The organism is Sphingobacterium sp. JUb56 (assembly GCF_014191365.1).
Taxonomy (GTDB): Bacteria; Bacteroidota; Bacteroidia; order Sphingobacteriales; family Sphingobacteriaceae; genus Sphingobacterium; species Sphingobacterium anhuiense.
On the sequence record NZ_JACHWL010000001.1, the window covers coordinates 76493 to 97336 of the forward strand.

Annotated in this window: 20 protein-coding genes; 13 read left to right on the plus strand and 7 right to left on the minus strand. The window is 39.1% G+C overall.

Annotated elements, in window-relative coordinates; genetic code table 11:
- The first annotated feature begins 203 nt into the window (after nt 1-203).
- The 4 genes from FHR29_RS00270 to FHR29_RS00285 are packed head-to-tail and all read left to right on the plus strand — an operon-like array spanning nt 204 to nt 6794.
- Nucleotides 204-749, plus strand: a complete 546-nt coding sequence (locus tag FHR29_RS00270) for a hypothetical protein (protein WP_183911756.1) — start codon at nt 204-206, stop codon at nt 747-749.
- 27 nt (nt 750-776) lie between these two features.
- On the plus strand, nt 777-2162 hold the full coding sequence (locus FHR29_RS00275; RefSeq protein WP_183911757.1) for a TlpA disulfide reductase family protein: 1386 nt from the start codon (nt 777-779) through the stop codon (nt 2160-2162).
- A 12-nt stretch (nt 2163-2174) separates the two neighbouring features.
- Nucleotides 2175-5399, plus strand: coding sequence for a SusC/RagA family TonB-linked outer membrane protein (locus tag FHR29_RS00280; RefSeq protein ID WP_183911758.1), 3225 nt, complete (start codon nt 2175-2177; stop codon nt 5397-5399).
- 9 nt (nt 5400-5408) lie between these two features.
- A complete protein-coding gene (locus tag FHR29_RS00285) occupies nt 5409-6794 on the plus strand; it encodes a RagB/SusD family nutrient uptake outer membrane protein (protein ID WP_183911759.1) in 1386 nt (461 codons plus the stop codon).
- 87 nt (nt 6795-6881) lie between these two features.
- Here the strand turns inward: FHR29_RS00285 and FHR29_RS00290 are convergent, their stop codons facing one another.
- The 7 genes from FHR29_RS00290 to FHR29_RS00320 form a co-directional block, all read right to left on the minus strand.
- Nucleotides 6882-7136: a hypothetical protein gene (locus FHR29_RS00290; RefSeq protein ID WP_183911760.1), complete on the minus strand. Its 255-nt coding sequence runs from the start codon at nt 7134-7136 to the stop codon at nt 6882-6884.
- A gap of 74 nt (nt 7137-7210) precedes the next feature.
- Nucleotides 7211-7591: a hypothetical protein gene (locus tag FHR29_RS00295; protein ID WP_183911761.1), complete on the minus strand. Its 381-nt coding sequence runs from the start codon at nt 7589-7591 to the stop codon at nt 7211-7213.
- 81 nt (nt 7592-7672) lie between these two features.
- Entirely contained in the window at nt 7673-8056 is a 384-nt protein-coding gene (locus FHR29_RS00300; RefSeq protein ID WP_183911762.1) for a hypothetical protein, read from the minus strand.
- Nucleotides 8057-8179: 123 nt separating this feature from the next.
- On the minus strand, nt 8180-8788 hold the full coding sequence (locus FHR29_RS00305; protein WP_183911763.1) for a MauE/DoxX family redox-associated membrane protein: 609 nt from the start codon (nt 8786-8788) through the stop codon (nt 8180-8182).
- A 147-nt stretch (nt 8789-8935) separates the two neighbouring features.
- Nucleotides 8936-9622, minus strand: coding sequence for a hypothetical protein (locus FHR29_RS00310; RefSeq protein WP_183911764.1), 687 nt, complete (start codon nt 9620-9622; stop codon nt 8936-8938).
- A gap of 76 nt (nt 9623-9698) precedes the next feature.
- Complete coding sequence (locus FHR29_RS00315) at nt 9699-10700, minus strand: AraC family transcriptional regulator (protein WP_183911765.1); 1002 nt, start codon at nt 10698-10700, stop codon at nt 9699-9701.
- 128 nt (nt 10701-10828) lie between these two features.
- Nucleotides 10829-11209, minus strand: a complete 381-nt coding sequence (locus FHR29_RS00320; protein ID WP_183911766.1) for a hypothetical protein — start codon at nt 11207-11209, stop codon at nt 10829-10831.
- 201 nt (nt 11210-11410) lie between these two features.
- Here FHR29_RS00320 and FHR29_RS00325 point away from each other — a divergent pair, with 201 nt between their 5' ends.
- The 9 genes from FHR29_RS00325 to FHR29_RS00365 all read left to right on the plus strand — a co-directional run bounded on the left by FHR29_RS00325 (nt 11411) and on the right by FHR29_RS00365 (nt 20736).
- Nucleotides 11411-12526: a hypothetical protein gene (locus FHR29_RS00325; RefSeq protein WP_183911767.1), complete on the plus strand. Its 1116-nt coding sequence runs from the start codon at nt 11411-11413 to the stop codon at nt 12524-12526.
- 66 nt (nt 12527-12592) lie between these two features.
- The gene (locus FHR29_RS00330; protein ID WP_183911768.1) at nt 12593-12979 is read left to right on the plus strand and encodes a hypothetical protein; all 387 of its coding nucleotides are present in this window, start codon (nt 12593-12595) and stop codon (nt 12977-12979) included.
- Between the two features lie 504 nt (nt 12980-13483).
- Entirely contained in the window at nt 13484-14128 is a 645-nt protein-coding gene (locus tag FHR29_RS00335) for a DUF6266 family protein (protein ID WP_221197767.1), read from the plus strand.
- Between the two features lie 72 nt (nt 14129-14200).
- Nucleotides 14201-14752, plus strand: a complete 552-nt coding sequence (locus FHR29_RS00340) for a DUF6266 family protein (protein WP_132845830.1) — start codon at nt 14201-14203, stop codon at nt 14750-14752.
- 4 nt (nt 14753-14756) lie between these two features.
- Complete coding sequence (locus FHR29_RS00345) at nt 14757-15203, plus strand: DUF5675 family protein (protein ID WP_260291282.1); 447 nt, start codon at nt 14757-14759, stop codon at nt 15201-15203.
- A 105-nt stretch (nt 15204-15308) separates the two neighbouring features.
- A complete protein-coding gene (locus tag FHR29_RS00350) occupies nt 15309-15536 on the plus strand; it encodes a hypothetical protein (RefSeq protein WP_183911770.1) in 228 nt (75 codons plus the stop codon).
- Nucleotides 15523-15690, plus strand: a complete 168-nt coding sequence (locus FHR29_RS00355) for a hypothetical protein (RefSeq protein ID WP_183911771.1) — start codon at nt 15523-15525, stop codon at nt 15688-15690. Before FHR29_RS00350 ends, FHR29_RS00355 begins: the two co-directional genes overlap by 14 nt.
- Before the next feature lie 524 nt (nt 15691-16214).
- Nucleotides 16215-17099 (plus strand): ABC transporter ATP-binding protein, encoded by an 885-nt coding sequence (locus FHR29_RS00360; RefSeq protein WP_021188235.1) that lies wholly within the window; start codon nt 16215-16217, stop codon nt 17097-17099.
- Nucleotides 17092-20736: a M1 family aminopeptidase gene (locus tag FHR29_RS00365; RefSeq protein WP_183911772.1), complete on the plus strand. Its 3645-nt coding sequence runs from the start codon at nt 17092-17094 to the stop codon at nt 20734-20736. Before FHR29_RS00360 ends, FHR29_RS00365 begins: the two co-directional genes overlap by 8 nt.
- The last annotated feature ends 108 nt before the right edge of the window (nt 20737-20844 follow it).

The window sequence follows — 20844 nt, forward strand, 5'->3', positions numbered from 1 at the left end:
TCGACCGAGGGCTAAAAGTAGACTTTAGGAACAGGTCGATCCCTCGGTACGAAAAGGGAATAGTAAAACGGAATACCTTAAAAATTAAAATAATGAAATCTTACAAAATATATCATATATCTAAAGCTGTACTCTGGAATTATCTACAGAAGCTATTCAGATCTAAAGGTGATAGCATATTGATGTTCAATAAAATGCTACTGATGGCTACAATAATAATCGCGCAGATTAATATCTCATCTGCTCAAACGAAAAGTAAGCCTTCAAGTGCTACACATGCAAAACAGCTACCGGAGATCAAGCAGTATGAATACCTGCCTGATGCTGTACAGGATATGCCATTGGAACTGCAATATTTTGATGGAAAAGCAAAAGTGATGTCTTCTTTCAGAAAGCTCAGCGAGAATTTTGTACAGCTGTTCTTTTGGGATGCTTCATATGTCGATCACCTGACAGACCTTAAGAAAATCTACGATTATAAAGAAAAAATGGGAGCAAGCTCCACCTTTATTATTGTCATCAGCAAACGTGATAAATCAACAATGGCTAGGGTAGCGTCTGCCCTAGAGCGCTTCAAAAAGGAATATCAGGTCGATATGGATATTGCCTGTATTATCGGGAATAAAAACCTTGATCAGCTTTTTAAAGCTCCTGTTTTCCCGAAGTACGTGCAGATCAATCCCAAAGCTGTATTTGTTAATGAAAACAGTTTAGCCGAACTGCTTAAAAATAGAGCGCGTAAGAACTAAGCTGTACACTCATTAAATGAAATTAAAATGGAAAATCAATATATAAGATTTATTAAGGGACTGCGCTTTGCAGTCTGTGTTTCCACGATCCTGTTTCTGATATGTGCAGGAGTTCTTTTGGCGAAGAGCAGTGAAAAGAAGCATGTAACAGATAGCACCGGTATGCAAAATAAAGTACAGGATCTCTTACAGGCACTAAAGCCGGGTGATAAAATGCCGGAGAGTTTTTGGGAGATGCCTATGGAGCTGAATGACTTTAAAGGCAAAAAGTCAAACTTTAAGTTTGGCGATATGAAAGGCCGGGTAATCATCTTTGACTTCTGGTCCACCACCTGCAAAAGCTGTATCGAAAATATCCCGCATATGGAGCAGATACAGGAAAAGTATCCAAACGAATTGGCTATCATTCTGGTCAATAGCAAGCGGAACAGAGATACCCCCGGTAAGATAAATGCGACCATGAAGCGGTATAAAGAACAGTATAAATACGATATCGGTCTATTTACGATTTTAGACGATACATTACTGACGACGCTGTTTCCTCATAATGCGATACCGAGCACGGCCTGGATCAATCCCGAGGGAATTTATATGGGGAATACGATGTCCAGTGAGGTCAATGAACAGAATCTTGAATCGATCCTGAAGACAGGGAAGTCTGATATGGCAGTTACTCAGATCTATCGCAATTTCAAAAATCGACTTGATGTGCCTCCATTGCATGATACTGTGGGGGCGGAGTTTATATCGGAGATAACGAAGTTCAATCCTTACTATCTGCCGACCTATCCAAATGTGTTTTATAAAAACGGGCATACCAGCTACCAGATGATCAATAACACATTTGCATTTATGCTATATGAAGCCTTTAAAAAAGAACTGAATGGACTGTCATGGAAAGATTATGCTTTTGATCCTGATATGGAGGATATTAAATATAAACTGCTCAATTCCATCGATAACGGGAATATATTTAGTTATCAACTTTATGTGCGTGACTCAATCAATCAGACAGAGGCTGAATCTCATTTTCAGGAAACTTTCTCAAAATATTTTAAAATGAAAGTAGTGCGGAAGAACGGAAAAACACCGGTATATCAGGTGAGTTTTAATCCAAATTTTGATAAAATCAAAGCAAAAGGAGAGATGCCCATTATACAGCCATATCCCCGGACAGATCCCGAGCAGTACCGCAATGCACCTGTCAGTTTATTTCTGACCAATCTCTTTTACTATCTGGACAGGCCTCTGGTTTTTGATCAGAACGATAACCGGATGATCAATATTGAACTACCTGCAGATTTTGCCCGCAAATCAATTGCTGAAAGGCTAGCATTCCTAGCAGATCAGGGAATCATTCTAAATGCTGTGGAGATGAATAGGGACTATGCTGAAATTTCCATATTGAATTAGCGCATAATTGACATGAAAGCTTTATTTATTACCCTATTGTATAGTCTAGGGGCTCTGCTGTGCCAGGCGCAGCAGATGGAGTCCTTTTGGATCAAAGGGCAGGTCCGTTCCCTTGATGAACGTAAACTGCTTGTTGGCGTAACGGTAAAAGTATTTCCGGGTACGGACATCGCCGCTACTGACATCAATGGAAATTTTACAATCCGTGTGCATAGTCTCCTAGATTCTCTGCAGATTTCTATGATAGGCTATACGGAACAAAAAATTATTGCCTCTTACTTTCAAAAAGAAGACCGGATCTATCTGGTCCGAAAGGTAAATTATCTGGAGGAAGCTCGCGTTAATACCGGTTACCAATCTCTAAAGGCCAATGAAATAACCGGAGCTGTTGATGTCGTGTCGAATACGATGCTAAATCAACAAACTGGTCTTAATATCGTTGAGAGGCTCAATAATATCACTTCATCCATACGGTTTGATAATAAAGGGATTAGGACTCCTGATGTTCAGAAGCTGAATTTTTCTGTTCGTGGGCTCAGTACCATCAATGGTAATCTGGATCCGTTGGTTGTACTGGACGGTTTTATTTATGAAGGTAATATACAGAATATTGATCCTAATAATGTGGAATCGGTTTCCATCTTGAAAGATGCCTCCGCAAGTTCCATCTGGGGTGCCAGAGCGGGTAACGGTGTCATTGTTATCACCTCGAAAAAAGGTGCATTTCAGGCAAACCAAAAAACCAGGATATCCCTGAGCAATACCTTTATCACCAAGGAAAAACCCGATCTAAAACAGATTTATGAATTGCCTAATAGCGATTTTATAGCTATTGAGCAGTTGCTGTTCAACAAAGGGTTTTATAATTCCAGGCTAAATTCTTCACCGCATTTATCTGTTACTCCAGTTATTCAGCTTTTTCATAACAGGAAAAAGGGATTGATAACTGCTGCAGACTCCGCAAAAACGATGGACTGGCTCATGGCACAGGATGGACGACAGAATTATATGAACGAGTTTTATGGAACACCATTTTCTAACCAGCTGTCTCTGAATATCAATGGCGGGAGTGAGTTCAATGCCTATGGCCTTGGTATAGGGTATACGACCGATAAAACCCATCTCGATGCGAACAGTAAAAAACTCAATATCCTGCTTTCTAATAGTTTTCGTCCTGTAGACCGGCTGCAGATTGATCTGAGCGTGCAATATACCGATCAACTGAACCGTTCCGGAAAACCGGAGTATTCGCAGTTTAAATATTCAGGTAAGGCAGTGCCATATACCGCTTTTAGAGATGCTCTGGGAAAGGAAATACCCTTTGATCTGCTGTATAACAATACTTATCTGAATAAAAAATTTCCTGATCCTTACCTGGACTGGGGCTATTATCCGCTTTCGGAATACCGATATGATACCGATCGAAAAAAATTGGATGAATGGTATGCAACAACCGGTATCCGTTATCAGATATTTCCTTTTTTTAGTGCCAATGCTTCTTTTCAGTGGCAGAACCAACGGACAGAATCTGTAAATCTACAGGATATAGAGAGTTATCAGACCCGTTTGATGATCAATAAATTCATGTCTATTGATCCTGCTTCCGGTGCGGTCAAGTATAATGTACCTATGGGAGCTATTCGAGAGTTGAACAGTCAATCTGCAGCTTCTTATACCGCAAGAGGACAGCTGGATTTTAATAAAATGGTCGGAGCACATCAGATAACAGGCATTTTGGGCGCGGAGGTGCGCGAAAGTAGGTTATCTGGATCCGGTAACACAGCCTATGGCTATAATAAGATTCCACTGACCTCTGTTCCTGTTGATTATGCAAATAGTTATATGGGCTTTGCACCGACATTTTTTCAGGGAATGATACCCGGAGCACCGCAATTTTCTAAAGTGACCAACAGGTTCGTTTCTCTGTATAGCAACTGGAGTGATATCTATCAGGGTAAATATGGAATTTCTGGTAGCTTCCGGCAGGATGGCGCCAATATCTTCGGTGCTACTACCAATGATAAATGGTCTCCGCTCTGGTCAGCAGGTGCGTCATGGCAATTGGATAAAGAAGAATTTTTTCAGGTGAAATGGGTCGATAATCTAAAACTTCGAACGTCTTACGGTTACAGTGGAAATGTCGATCTGCGAAAGACCCCATATCCGATCGCTAATAGCGGTGTTGATACTTATACCAATTATCCTTATCTCGGCATTCAGTCCCTGAATGATCCTTCTTTACGCTGGGAAAAAGTTGGAATCTTAAATGTAGGAATTGATTTTTCAATATTTCAGAACCGGATTTCGGGTTCTATTGATCATTATATCAAAAAAGGAAAGGACCTCTATGGTATGACCGGTTATGACTATACCACTTGGGGTGCAGAGGGAACCATTACTAAGAATGTCGGCAGCATGGAAGGAAAGGGATGGGACTTTACCATCAATTCAAGAAATACTACTGGTGCTGTAGCCTGGAATACCCGATTATTACTGGGATTAAATAAAAACAGGACGACCGAATATTTTGCAGCTCCCTTTACAGGAGTACTGTCTTACCTGGGGAATGGAGATATATTTCAACCTGTTGTCGGTAAACCTTTGTACGGTATTGCCGCCTATACCTGGATGGGGCTGAGTGATCAGGGTATGCCGCAAGGATTGCTTAATGGTGAACCAAGTACCGATTATATGGCTTTAAATCAAATGGCGATTAATAATCCTCAAGGAAACGAATCGCTATCGTTTATAGGTCCGTCCAAACCTCAGGTATATGGGAATTTGATCAATAGCGTGGCTTGGAAAGGACTTGAACTGGCGGTAAATGTCAGCTATAAAGGTGATTATTACTTCAATAAACCGGTTACCACCTATTTTTCTCTCTTCAGGATGGGAGAAGCTTATCCCGATTTTGAAAAACGCTGGCAACAGCCCGGTGATGAAAATAAAACCAATGTACCTGCGATGATCTATCCTTTAAATCAGGATAGAGACACTTTCTACAGAAATGCTGCTATCAACGTTTTGAAGGCCGATCATCTTCGTCTGGAATACATTACCTTATCCTGGCAACGAAAATGGCAGATGGGCTATAGATCGATGAACGTACGTCTTTTTGCAAATGCCAGTAATCTGGGGGTTTTATGGACAGCCAATAAGGATCATATCGATCCTGAATTTGCTTATATGATAAGACCTGCCAAGACATATTCATTAGGAGTACAGATTGATTATTAAGGAATTTAAATGATGGAAAAATTAAAAAGTTTCATAAGTAAAATAAGTCTATGTATAGCACTTATGGGCATGACTGCCTGTGAAAAATATTTAGATATACAGTCCAATGATGAGCAGGTGATTCCTAAGGATCTTGAAAGTCTGCAACAGTTACTGGACAATTCGGCGAAAATGAATAGGGGTGTCGGATCTTACGGAGAGGTTTCAGCAGACGATTATTTTATCGATCAGACCCTCTATGATGCAAAAACGGAAGAGAATAAAAGATCGTATATCTGGGAGAATGATCTGGATGTTTTTGAAAACGACTGGTCTAAAGGTTATACGCCCGTGTACATCAGTAATCTGGTTATAGATCAGTTACAGCATATTAATCCTGCTTCTGATGATTTGGCCAATAGAGATCAGGTATTAGGATCCGCGCTTTTCTACCGTGCAAATCAGTATCTGTCATTATTATGGAATTATGCCAAAGCTTATCATCCCGAAACAGCGAACACAGATATGGGTATCGTGTTGCGAAATTCATCAGATTTTAATGAAAAATCAGTGCGTTCTTCAGTGCAAGTCTGTTATGACAGGGTTATTCAGGATCTTCGAACAGCGATGGAGCTTCTTCCGGATCAGGCAACGCATGTCATGCGACCTTCGAAAATTGCAGCTTATGGCGTATTATCCAGGACTTATCTTTCGATGGCCAAGTATGATTCTGCTTATTATTTTGCTGATAAAGTATTGGAAATAAAAGATGATTTGCTGGATTTTAATAACCCCGCAGATGTCGCTATCACATCTAACTTTCCGTTTGCAAGATTTAATAAAGAAACGATTACCTATTTTAATCTGACTACGAGTGAAATTTTCGATCAGTATGCCAACATTCAGGTGGATACGCTTCTTTATGCAACCTATAGTACACATGATCTGCGCAGAGAAGCCTACTTTTTGACGGGTTTAGCTCCCTATGTCAGTTTAAAAGGTAATTATGCAGGTCAGCCAGCTTTTGAAACATTTTTCTTTGGAGGACTGGCAACTGACGAATTTTATTTAGTTCGGGCAGAGTGTCTGGCAAGAGCAGGTAAACTTGAAGATGCACAGGAAGCTCTTAACAAACTTTTGGTAAAACGTTATAAAACTGGTACTTTCCAGCCATATGCGCTGACAAGTCAACAGGCGGTACTGCAGTTAATTCTGAAGGAAAGAAGAAAAGAATTGGTTTTAAGAGGATTACGCTGGATCGATATTAAACGTTTAAATCTGGAAGGTGCAAACATTACTTTAAAACGTAAAATCAATGATAAGGAATATATCTTGCTTCCAAATGCCAATCGATTTGCATTGCCACTGCCTATTGATATTATTAGGGAGACCGGTATGCCTCAGAATCCCATTTAATGTTGGTCCATTTTTACGGTATAATCAATTCATAAAGGCGACTCAAATATACTTGGGTCGCCTTTCATTCATTAAAATAAGTTGCTGTTAGATCCGTATTTTCAACCAGTAGCATATCGGTTTTTTGATTAATCCATTTATCGGTAAGTCATTTGGTGTTACGTTCCATCTATTTTCATATGATTCCTGAGCTGGGATAGTGTGCTTTCCATCAAAAGAGAAGGCAATAGTCATTTTTTTTTGTTGTATATCTCCGCTTACTTTCAGCGTTAATAAGCTCGCTATAGCTATAACAGCTGCAATGGCTACCACATTGCTTTTTAAAAAAATATAGAGTTTCATAAGATTATCTTCTTTAAATAAAAGGACGGCCTAAGAAAGTTTGAAGCGATCTAACTAATTGTAGTCATCAACTGTTAATTGCGGTTGATCGGAGTGAATATTGTTGAAGTGGAGCCCCCGATTTGTGTCGGAACATATCCAACACCGGTAAAGACAGATCCTAATTTTATCTTTACTGGATTCAATGTGCCGGTAGGTGTGAGATCGGTATGATCAACCAAAAGCATACAAGCTCTATGGTTAATGCCACTACAGGTTTGTCCGTTTGGGTTCGTATTCCAGAGTGTATGATTTGCGATCTGGGCAGGATCATTTGGATTTCCGTGAAAATACACAGCAACAGTCATTCTTTTTTGTTTTGCTCCGCCATTTACTTTAAGGACAGAAAAACATAAAATTACCATGCATGCAACTATTGCCATGGCATATTTTTTTATAAAGATTATTAGTTTCATATTTTTGTTTTCTAAATATTTTAAAAAAAAGGACTGCCCAATTTTATTGGGCGGTCCTAATCTGTCAACTTCTATATCGTATTAACTACGGTTGATAGGATTGAATGGAGTTGAACTAGATCCTCCTGTTCTTGTCGGTACATATCCAGCGCCGGTATTAACGGAACCCAAGGTTATTTTTGCCGGATCAAGGGTATTGGATCCCGTTAAATCAGTATGTTCAACCAGTTGCATACACGCTTTCTGGTTAATTGCATTACAGCTTTCATCATTTGGATCAGTGTTCCAAAGTGCTTCATTTTCTACCTGAGATGGAATGGTAGGATTACCATGGAAATATACAGCAACCGTCATTCTTTTTTGTTGTCCATCTCCACCACTTACTTTGAAAGCAGAGAAAGTTAAAACTGTTGCGACAGCTACCATAGCCAGCGCATATTTTTTTATAAAATTGATTGTATTCATTTTGTAAGACTTTATTGTATTTCCTAAAAAATACGATTCAAATTTGTATTCATTTTTTTAAACAGATATTCATAATCTTTGCCTACGTCGATTTATAATGATTTCAGCGGTCCTAATTGGTGTTCAAGATACTTTAAATTGATACACCAGGTTACTGGGGTAGGTTGTCATTTTCTGGGGCATTACAAATGCATTGGTTTTAAGCCCGAGTGGTCTGCTCTGTACCGTGCCGATTGATGAAAGAATCAGATAGATGATAAATAACCGTACACTTTTGCTGTATCGCTCGCTATCACCTGAGGATAAGGAAGCAGGACGAAGCATAAATAATCCCAATATAGAAACACTCAATAATATGATATTAACTACTAAATGCCACTCCCAGGACATTTCATTAAAGATGGACGAACAGGTACATGGACGCTTTTCGTAAACTCCGGCTACCCCCAGTCCGATAAAAATTGTAAAAGCGGTGAGGAGTAATATAGAACCCCAGTATCCCAATCGCTGTAATTTTCTATTTTGAAAGGCCAGTAGTATTCCAGTCGCGATCTCAATAAGAGGTACCAGCCAGAACAATATACTCATTGACCATTGTGGAAGCGGTTGCTGTTGCAGTGAGATCCTGAAGTTCTGCCAGCTCCATGCTTTTTCCAGTCCGACAAATAGCCAGAAGATGATCAGAAAAATACTGATAATGTAAGCGATGATATGTTTTACTTTTCTAGTCATAATTTGGTTTATCTTTTATAAACTTCGTTGAGACTAAGGTCGGGAGTATTGATGATTTAGGATTGACCAGTTCAGGGGTATTGGACTGTCAATTTTTAAGGTACTACAATAAAAATTGCCATTCCTATCGTGGATCAAATATCGCTACTATTCTGGATCCAATAATAGTGCTTTTTTACCTGAATTGCTTAGCGCATAGTACCTCCTTCTAGATTTATTAATACTGTCAGAACCAAACTCAATGATCCATCCAAGGTCTTTCAGCGTCTGAATGAGCTTATCAAAATGGCTCTTGGAGATGTTTCTTTGGCGGATTTCCAAAAGTAGTTTGGGTACATATTTTAAAGTTCCAAGCATAATGATCTTTAAATCAAGGAAAAAATGATCATGAAGCTGATCGACGATTTTATCTCCTAATTGATCTCGGGCTACACTACGTAAATGATGGATCGAACAGCAATTTAAATGCTTGGTAACGGGATAATTTCGAAGTGGTTTTATTTTCTTTTCGAGCAGTATAGTCGTGTTTTTGATGACATTGCTTAATACTGCATGTGGAATATTTGAAAAGTCTGCTTTATTTTCTAGCGATATCTTAAGTTTTTCTAGGAATATCTCAGGCTCCAGGTCTCCTTTAGAAGTGTTACAGAAATGACAACATACTACCAAGATATTGGAGTAGACATGTTTTGATTTGGGCCGTACATGATCGACCGATCGTTTCAATAGACCGCAACTGTCTCTAGTCCCTATCCAGCGTTCACAGTAATAACATCTTTCTTTAGGTAGTTGGCCTTGCGGTGCTCTGGTATATAAAAAAATGAATTTTCGCATAGGCTTTCGTTTTTTATCAAATTATATTAATGATATTAGGCTAAGTTGTTAGGGATTAAGAATAGTGATTAGCTGATCAATTGTTTTTTGATTTGGTTATAAATTCAGTTGGCGTGAGACCTGTCCTTTTTTTGAAAAATTTGCATAATCTTGAGCTCTCTGTGTATCCGCAACTGTACGCTACATTTACTACTGAAATCCCCTCAAGTAATAAGCTTTTCACCTTTTCTTCGAGAAGATCATATTTAAAGGCACTTGCACTTTGTTCATAATACTGATGAAATATTTCGTTCAGATAATCATGGCTTATCTGGGTGTTTTCAGCTATACTGCTTATACTGAAATTTTGCCCATGCTGATCTACATATTGGATGATGAGATCACGCGCTTCTCTGGCCTTTAAGATGGAACCAGATAGCTTGTGATATTCCTCAAATACTTTTTCATTCGATAGTTTAATCAATTCATTGAGCTCGTGTAGGATATGTTTCTCTGTGTCTAAGTCTCCTTTTTTGAGTTTGATAAGCAGGTGCTGTATATGTGCTGTGGTGCGTGGACCAACACGAAAATCAATACTCCAGCTGGAGGTGGGATTGTTGTTGCGGTGAGCATCAATTAGAGCATGTAAAAATTGAAAAGGCCTCTCATTCCCGTTGCGAAAAATGCTACATCGAAAGTAAAAGTTACAGATAGCTGTTCTTCCCTCGGGTAAAATAAGTTCGTATTCACCCTTTGGTAGATAGAAATAACGTCCTCTTAAGGGGGAAATATCAATACTTTTTTTTGTTCGTAAATCATTAATCAAGATGCTTGATCTCCCTTCAATTAGATAGAAAATATGCAGATCAGCCTGCTCAATGTGCAAAGGAATTATTCTTTTACTTTTAAGTTTGAAATCAATCATATTGATAAAGCCGAAGAGCCCGTCGAACTCCTGCAGAATAGCTTCATCAAGCTGATTAGAAAAGTACGAAATTTGACCGTTGGACATTTTAATTGACGGTGTTATACTGACTTGTTTTCGTTCAATTGTAGTTCCAAGTAGCTTTTCTAGATCTATATGTAGCGATTTTTTCATTATTTTAATAGGCTAATAATAGGGATACTTATTCGTCTTTCTTAATGTGGTTATTGTAAACCCATCACTTGGGATTTCGGAAAAAGTGATAGGCTTGGTTTGGATAATGTGGTGTTTTGTATTAATTCCTATGGGTTCTTTTTATAGCGGATAGCTATAAAAAGTGGACTTCTAAACTGCCTCGTCATGAACGGTTCCTGCCATTCTTCAAGTCCCTGTATGGATAATTCTTTCCAGTCAATATCTTCTTCTTTTTCTTCTTTTAAAAATTGTACAGGATAACCAGCATCCAGACAGTTTGCAATTGCAGTCCCCAATTGGTTGCGGAAATTTTGAGGCATGTTGTCTAATTGCTCCAATTGCTCCTGCTCTAGGTTAAAATGCTCTCTCACCCAGAGGGCAAAATCGGTATAGAGCATTTGCTTTTGAAGATGTAGATCAGCACTGGAAAGTGCAAGTAGGTTTGTAACTTTGTTGTTAACTCCAGCTGTGTTAAAGTTTTCTTTCATATTTGTTTTTCTTTCAAATATTTGCTTTAAAGTTCATAAAAGCCAGTGTTTTCTATTGTTATACAATAACCTGCCGTATTTGGTAGGTTATTCTAGTCTATCTTAGTGAAATAATTGATCTAAATATTAAGCATAATTGGTATTTTGGAGGTTGATTTGAATCGAAAATTAATATTTTATCAACCCAATTGACCAAATTTCATGAAAAGAATTAGACCACTGATTATTATAATCTCTTTGGCAGTAGTATTTAATTTGTTCGGTAATACCGGCTTGCAGCTCCGCCGGTTTTCTACCCCTGCTTTTTGGATATGGACTGGTGGATTGACAATGATATTGGTTATAGGAACCCTGCTGGTTCAGTTTCGGTTATTATCGTTGGCAAGCTTTTGGGAAAAGAAATATCCGACACTGAAATTGATAGAAGGGGAAAAGTTATACTTTAAGCGGTTGCCACTGTTTAGCAAAATTTGGGGTATCGGATCGACAGTGAGCATACTGATGTCCATCTATCTTTTTTTTATTTTCATGTTTTCGTATGTAAGGGAAGGAGATACAATAGCACTCTTCATCAGCTACATGAAATATTATGCAAGCCGCATTGCATTGATCTGTTTAGTTTATACTGCTTATGTTTTTATAAAGGGAAAATTGTCTTGGATACGGACTGTATTCAAAACACGTTTTGTTTCAAAAGTAATAGTAATACCGATTAGAGAGACGGTGCTCGAAACAAAAGAAATTATAAAGGAAGTTGAAGTTCCGGTAGAAAGAGTAATTGTTAAGGAGGTGAAGGTTGTCCCTCCACATGTGTTAGATGAACATATTGTTATCAGCTCCTTATTTGAAGTACTGTTTCATGTTGAAGGATTAGGACCAATCTTTAATGCGTGTGGGGCCCCTCGAATGTTTGATGTTCCATTTTATTATTCCAGTGCAGATACAAAAGAGATTATTCTGGTCAATGGAGAAAGAAGAAAAGCTGACCGGTTTATGAAAGAACTGGAAAAGCGGGGGCTGGATAAGTGGTATTTTAAGATCAGCAATAATTATAGCGTCAATATGATGCTGGTATATTACCCAATTGCTCACAATGTGGATCGATTGGTTTTCCATCGGGAGGTTTTTGATTGTTTGCGTCAGAATCTTACTGAACTTGCTATTCAGAAAGAATTAGTATTGACTACATGGATCAAGAAAAATAAAAAACTGGTTGTTTTTTTGGATAATATCAATGATCTGAGGCATACGGGATGGGATGACTATATACCTCTAAGCGCAAAACCATCTCAATTTATAAACCAAGATAAACTGTAGTCAAAAGGTGGCAGAAGCCACCTTTTGATGGGGATTTCGGCGGTGAGTCGCCTTACTGAACCTATTATGTTTTTTTATGAAAGTACTCCTATTTATCGGGAGTCTAGCTACTGCTTTGTCTCGCATGTGACAAGCTCTAATTTCAAAATTCATTATCACCTTTCTCATCATCCTGTATTTCCTGAAAAAGAGCTACATGGTAAAATTGACCGTTTGCTGCTCCTGCTGGAATGCCCTCAAAATGAGGATGAATATGCCGGACTTGTCGGTACGATGTGCACACGTGAAGCGGCCGAATTTATCGCGATTTCGAAACGTACTTTTGAACGTAGGGTAAAGGAGGGAGCGATCCGTCCGATTGCAAAAAATATGAAAAAGAATCAGTTTTTGAAGCGGGATGTGGTGCGACTTTATATCGCTTACCGAGGCTATAAGCCACCTCATTTGCCTTAGTCTGCCATAACTCCGTTTGTTCGGATTTTCTTTTAACCTTGTTCGGACCTTCTTTTAACCTTGTTCGGACCTTCTTTTAACCCGCTTTTAAGTTTCTCCGCTGTTGCACCATCCCTGTACCGTACTTGCACCGTCCATTTCCCGATGCAGGGACGGTGCAAGTACGGTGCACTTGCGGTGCAGGGACGGCTTTTGGTAAAAGCGGGTTACCGGCAGGTATTCTAATGATCGGTAGATGGTTTCCAATTTATATTTTTCTAAGCATTCTTAACAGCGATATAGCTGAGTTTTTTGTGAACTTAAGATATATCGATGTGAAAAGCCAATTGCAGTACACCGACATAACACCGACAAATTTCCAGCGGTACTCCGACAAACGCCGACAATCCCTTTCTGGCTCTTGACAAGCCCTATGTCCAGATGCTATGTTTGTCATCGTAAAGCGAAATATACCGGTATTTATCAGGCTTTTATGTATGGTTAAATCTTTAAAAAATTAGAAAAATGGGAACAATTAGACAGGGTGCAAATGGGAGTTTCAGCGGCAAAACGGGAAGCGTGATAGGTGCGAGCTGGAAGGGGATCGACTACATCAGAGGTCTGTCCAGAAAGCGCACAAAAGCAGCCTCGGAGGAACAGCTGATCGTGCAGGCACGCTTTTACGCGATGACGAAATTCTTAATGCCGATCACACCGATCCTACGACTGGGATTCCGTCAGGTGAAGTCAGATCGGATGACACCGACCAATGTCGCGCTGAGACAAAATATTGATAAAGCAGTGATCGGAACGTATCCAAATTTTGAGTTGGACTACAGCAAGATCGAGATCAGTTCGGGTTCATTTATAGGTGGCGGTGCGACAGGTATTTCGGCTTCATTAGGACTTCTCTCTATAAACTGGGACGTGACGCTGAATACGTTATATCAGTCCAAAGCCGATGATCAGGTGATTATCCTGCTGTATCAGCCGACAGCGAACGAGTTTATGACGGCTCCGACACCGCCTATGCGTGCAGATGGGGCTATAGATATCACTATACCGGATCATCTCCTCGGAGCAAAAGGTCATGTCTGGATATTTTTTGCAGACCGCAAGGGATCCAAGGTTTCCGGCAGTACCTATCTGGGAGAGGTAGATTTACTGTAATCAATTTTATTCATCCATCAGACCGGGAGAAGCGAGAGTTTCTCCTGGTTCTGATCTTTAAAATATAGCGATATGTTGATGATATCAAATAAAAAAGAAACAGCTTCGGAACCGAATAAAGCCAAAGCTATCCAGCTTGGATTTAAACTGGTGCGCTATTTCCTCAATCCGCTCAACCTATTGATCCAGATCGGATTTGCAACCCGTAAAAAAGGGAAAACTGCAATTGGAAAAGCCATGTCACATCATCTGCGGAATGCGCTCAAAGGAGAATATCCGAATATGGAAATCGATCCCGCTAAAGCAAAAATAAGTGAAGGAACCTTAGCTCCGGTTATGCTCGAACAGGTGGAGAGAACCGGTGATTTTATCTCAGTGAAGTGGCTATTACCGGATGGCTTTTTTCCGGATCAGTGCAACTGGGATGATGAATTGATCTTATGTGCTTATGATGTTGAAGCCGGCAACGCGGCGATCAATGAACAGCAGGTAATCCGAAAAGATGCCCGAATGACACTGGAATTGCCTTCTGTGCTGCGCGGAAAGCAGGTGCATCTGTATCTGATGCTCCATGACCGGGATAAGCGGATGGTGTCCAATAGTAAATATCTAGGGAAATTTTAACAGTATGGCTATGCATTTAAAGGTGATCCGTATCGAACAGGGGAAAAACAGTACCCTGTCCGAAATTTATCTGAATAATCAGTTTATCTGCTATGGTCTGGAGGACATCCCTCGGGAAAAAAAGATACCAGGAAGTACGAGCATTCCTGCAGGAAGATATAAGCTTGGTTTCAACCGTGATGGAGGGATGAACGGTAACTATTATGACCGTTTTCCTAAACTGCATAAAGGAATGATCGAAATCAAGAATATTCCTGGGTTTAACTACGTCTATGTCCACATTGGCAATACGTATAAGGAAACTGCTGGCTGCTTGCTCGTAGGAACAAGTTATGTGTTTGAGAAAGGAGAGTATCGGTTGATGCAGTCGGTGACGGCGTACAAGAAATTGTATGGATTGTTGGTGGAATTGATGTTAGTACGGGATGTGATTATTGAAGTAACGGAGTAACGCAATGACTAGTGAAGGAGTAACGAAGTAATCAGTAACATAGTAACCAAGTGAAGAAGTGATTTTCTAATCTACTAACTATTTAACCTTTTAACTTTTATACAAATGAAAAAGATAATTCAAAAAATAAGTGCGGTGTTGCAAGTGGTGTTGCTGGCGCCAATTAAGTTGCCAGGAAAGGCACTAAATATTATTAAATACATTGCTCTGGGACTTGGTGTAGTAGAAACAGTTCTAGATGATAAAGAGACAAAACGAGAGGAGGAAGGACCGCCAACAGCAGAAGGGTTTCTATCTAATCAAGAAAAGGAGGTGCAGGATGAAATGGAATGATATCCGTATCGGTACGATAGGTGGTACACTATGTTCGATATGGGTTTCATTTTCTTTTGGAGATGTATTGCAGACCGTGTTGATGGCTGCATTGGGAACAGTGGTGAGTTATGCAACAAGTAGAATTTTAAGAAAAATTTCAAATCGGAAGTAATATTATTACCTTCTAAAATTAAAGAATCCTTTCAGCTGTTTGAGAGGATTCTTTAATTTTCGGACTCTTAAAAAGAAGAAACATTTTTATAGTTTCATAAATGAAGTAGAATTAGTAGATAAATCAAGGTTGATATTCAGTATCTGAATTATCAGTAGATTAGACGTATTTCAGCAGGGAAGTATTATTTATCAAATAATATCTCCAATGCTTTTCTTACCATTGAGCAACTATAATTTAGTTGTTTATGAACACCTTTCAAATTTTAGCTTTTTACAATAAACTTCAAAAATCAATCTTATTGTCCATTTTCTTGATACATAATTTATAAAATTGGATATGGACTAGGGGAAATCAGGTATGAGCTATTAAGTCAGATCCAATAGGTTTTATTGAGTAAAAAAGAGTATTAAATAAGTCTTTCTCAAGGTTCGTCGAAAACTTAATTTGAGATATTCTTTTTATATTGTTGTAACATTTTTTTTATTCAATCGACTAATCGATTATTACCAGTTAACTTATTTATGAATTTATCTATAACAAACCTCAGTAAAATCTATCCGAATGGTGTAAAAGCCTTAGATGATGTCACTCTTGAAATTAAACCAGGCATGTTTGGTCTCTTAGGGCCAAATGGAGCTGGTAAATCTTCTTTAATGCGAACTATCGCGACACTTCAAAGACCGGATAGTGGTACAATTACTTTTGACCAGATTGATGTGCTGAAAAATCAGATGGACTTGAGGAAAGTACTGGGCTACCTCCCTCAAGAATTTGGAGTCTATCCCAAACTTTCGGCTGTCGATCTATTACAATATTTTGCTCGTCTTAAAGGTATTTCTTCAGGTGCTGATCGCCAAAAAATCATCAACCGTGTTCTTGAAGTGACCAATCTGTGGGATGTGCGCCATAAAAGTGTCAGTGGATATTCTGGTGGGATGAAACAGCGCTTTGGTATTGCACAACTGCTATTGAACGATCCCAAATTGATTATTGTGGATGAACCTACTGCCGGACTTGACCCTGCAGAAAGACACCGTTTTCTCAATGTACTGCGCGAGATCGGCACGGATCATACTGTTATATTTTCTACGCATATCGTAGATGATGTACGTGAACTGTGTCATGAAATGGCCATCCTGAATGGGGGTAAGATTTTATTAAGGGGAACTCCGAAAGAAACCATAGATGAACTGTCCGGTAAGATTTGGGTACGTATCATCACCCGGGAACAACTGGATGAGTACACCCAAAAATATAATGTGATATCGACCAACTATAATCAGGATAATACCTTAAATATCCGGGTCTATAGCGATTTATGTCCTGATGAATCTTTTGTTCCTGCTGATGGACAACTGGAAGATGTTTATTTTGTCGCCCTTAAAAAAGATCAACACCATGTTTAGCACTATTTTTAAATTTGAGTTCACCCGCTGGTTTAAGAATAGTACGATCTATATCTACATGTTGCTGTTCTTTGTGCTAGCACTGTTCATCATGCTGTCTGCACTTGGTATCTTTGATGGTATTACCGCGACGACATCTTCCAATACAATCATGAACTCACCTCTGGCGATCAGCGAAATGATCAACGGGATGTCTAATCTCATTTATTTTCTGATCCCAACCATTGTGGGGGCTTCTGTCTATCGGGACTTTCAATACAATGTGCATAGCATTCTGTTTAGCTATCCCTTTACCAAGACTGATTATTTGCTGGGTAAGTTTTTCGGTTCACTTACAGTAGTCTTAATCATCGTAATGGCTTCTACACTAGGGATTATAGTTGCGCAGTATGTCCCCGGTATTAACCAAAGTTTATTGGGGCCGGTACATGTATTTGCCTATTTTCAGACCTATCTTATTCAGGTCATCCCCAACCTGATAATTTTCAGTTCCATTATTTTTGTATTGGTGACACTGACTAGAAATGTTTATGTAGGTTTTGTTGCAGTACTGATTTTACTCCTGCTGCAAGCGGTGGTGCAAAGTACTACAGCTGATATGGATAACCGATACCTGGGTGCGTTGATCGATCCATTTGGGGATAGTGCCATTTCCTACTATACACAATATTGGTCTCCAGCAGAAAAAGATATCAGAAATCTTCCTTTTACTGGAGCGGTGATCTATAACCGATTGATCTGGCTAGCCGTATCTGCACTTTTTATTGGTGGTTTTTACTTGTTCTTTTCGTTTTCTCAACAAGCTTTTACGTTTAAAACGAGTAAAATTGGTAAACGCGTGACTAAAAATAATTTTGAAAGTATTTTTAGAATGGATCTGCCAGTGGTGAAATATAATTTTTCAACTTTTCACTATTTTAAGACTTCATGGGCATTGGCGAGATACAACTTTAGTTACATTGTCAAAAATCCTGTATTTATGATTTTGACATTGGTCGGGATCCTCTTTGTTATCTTAATGGCAAGTACCGTCGGTTCTATTTCGGGAACGTCGACTTATCCTGTTACTTGGAAAATGCTGATGATACCTGGATCCACATTTAAGTTTTTTCTGTTGATATTGACTTTCCTGTTTACAGGTTTGCTGATTCATCGGGGGAGCATTAGCCGTATGGGGGGATTGATTGATGCGAGTCCTGTCCCGAACTGGGTTTTACTTTTATCAACTTTAATTGCTATTGTCAAAATGCAGCTGGCCTTGTTACTGGTTGTTATCGTGACTTGTATGGCCTTTCAGGTATATCATGGGTATTATATTTTTGAGATCGGACAATATGTGATGAATCTCATGGTGTATGGCATGCTGTCCAATATAGCTTGGCTGTTTGTCTCTGTGTTTGTCCATACTTTGTTCAAAAATTATCTGACGGGATTTTTTGTGCTCTTGCTCTTGTTTATCGCATTGCCCTTTCTTTCGGCAATGGGAGTGGAACAGAATATTTACAAATTTAATCAAGGACCTGGGATTGATTATTCGGATATGGATGGGTTCGGGTATGTGTTGCCGTTCTTGACCTATAGGGTATATTGGCTTTTATTTTCGGTTTTCTTCTTGACCATTTCGTTGTTACTATGGCGAAGAGGTTTGTTCTCAGGAATTAAGGAAAGATGGCTGATCCTTAAAAGTAATTTAAATCTTACTATAACTGCGATAATCACGGTCAGTCTTGTCGGATTTATCGCTATGGGAGCTGGTATATATTATGAAAATAATATTAAAAAACCGTATTATACCAGTTTAGATCATGAAAAACAGGCTATTGAATGGGAAAAGAAATACAAAAAATATCAATACCGGCCACAGCCTAGGGTTGTGGATGTTAAATTCAATATGGATATCTTCCCAAAAGAGCGAAGCTTTAAGGCACAGGTAGCTTATGTATTGAAAAATAAGACCGGGGTAGCCATTGATTCCATTTTTGTCAATTATAATGATTATGATTACAAGTTCTCGTTTAGTGTGCCCAATACATTAGTTTCGGAAGATGATAAGTATAATTTTAACATCTATAAATTACAACAGCCACTTGCTCCAGGTGATTCCATTACTTTGAATTTCAGTACCCAAAGTCCGCTCAATACTTGGGTGAATGAACGATCTCCTGTCAAAGGCAATGGTACTTTTATCAACAATATGCAATTCCCGAATATTGGATATTTGGATAGAGGGGAATTGGTCGAGAACGATATCCGAAAGAAATACGGACTGCCACATCGAAATCGGATGGCACCACCAACAGATCAGAAAGCATTGCAAAATAATTATATTTCGAATGATGCCGATTGGATTCGTTTTGAGGCTACTGTGAGTACTGATTTGGATCAGTTGGCCATAGCACCGGGTTACCTGACTAAGGAATGGGAAAAGGATGGACGTAAATATTACCACTACAAGATGGATACGGAGATTCTCAATTTCTACGCATTTAATTCTGCGCGATATGAAGTGAAGAAAGACAGCTGGAATGGCGTGAATCTGGAAGTATATTATCATAAAGGACATACGTTCAATCTGGACCGCATGATGGCATCCAGTAAGGCATCTCTGGCTTATTACAGCCAAGAATACAGTGCTTATCCACACCGTCAGTTGCGTATTGTCGAGTTTCCGCTTACCGATGGAACCTTTGCCCAGTCATTTGCCAATACTATTCCTTTTTCAGAAGCTATCGGGTTTATAGCCGATGTAAAGGAGAAAAATGAAGATGCGGTGGATTATCCTTATGCAGTCACCGCACATGAGATCGCACATCAATGGTGGGCTCATCAAGTCGTAGGTGCGAATGTACAGGGAGCTACATTGCTATCGGAAAGTATGTCGGAGTATTCTTCGTTGAAAGTGTTGGAAAAACGTTATGGTAAGGGACAGATGCGCAAATTTCTAAAAGATGCATTGGACGGTTATCTAACAGGGCGAAGTGCTGAGAAATTGGGGGAGAGACCGCTCATGTTCAATGAAAATCAAATGTATATCCACTATCAGAAAGGTTCCTTGGTACTGTATGCTTTAAGCGATTATCTGGGTGAGGATGTTTTCAATAAGACTGCTAAAACCTATCTGGAACATACGGCCTTTCAAAATCCACCGTATACAACATCATTGGAGTTTGTGGAGCACTTTAAAAAGGCGACACCTGATTCATTGCAATATCTGATTAAGGATATGTTTGAGACCATCACTTTATATAACAATAAGGTTGAAAAAGTTACTGCTAAAAAAATGAAAAATGGCAAGTATCAGGTCGATATTGAATTTGAGGTTGCCAAATATCGTGTGGATGAAAATGGAACGAAAAGTTATCATGATAAAGGCAACAACCCTATTTCATTTAAGAAATCGAATAATGAAACTGTGGAGTCATTGCCTTTAAGGGATTACATTGAAATCGGTGTGTTTGCAAAAGCAAATAAGAAAGGTGGCCATTCAACACAGGAATTGTATCTGAAAAAACATAGGATCGATCAGATCAATAATAAAATAACACTTGTGGTCGACGAGTTGCCTCTTCAGGTCGGAATCGATCCGTACAATAAGTTGATTGATATGGATTCGGATGATAACCGGAAGGATATCTGATCAACAAAAAAATGGCAAGGATCGGAATCAGCACATGCGCTTGCAATGTATTTTAATCTGAAAAGCGCTGCTTACTGTTTAATTAATTATATATGTGCGGTAAAGCCA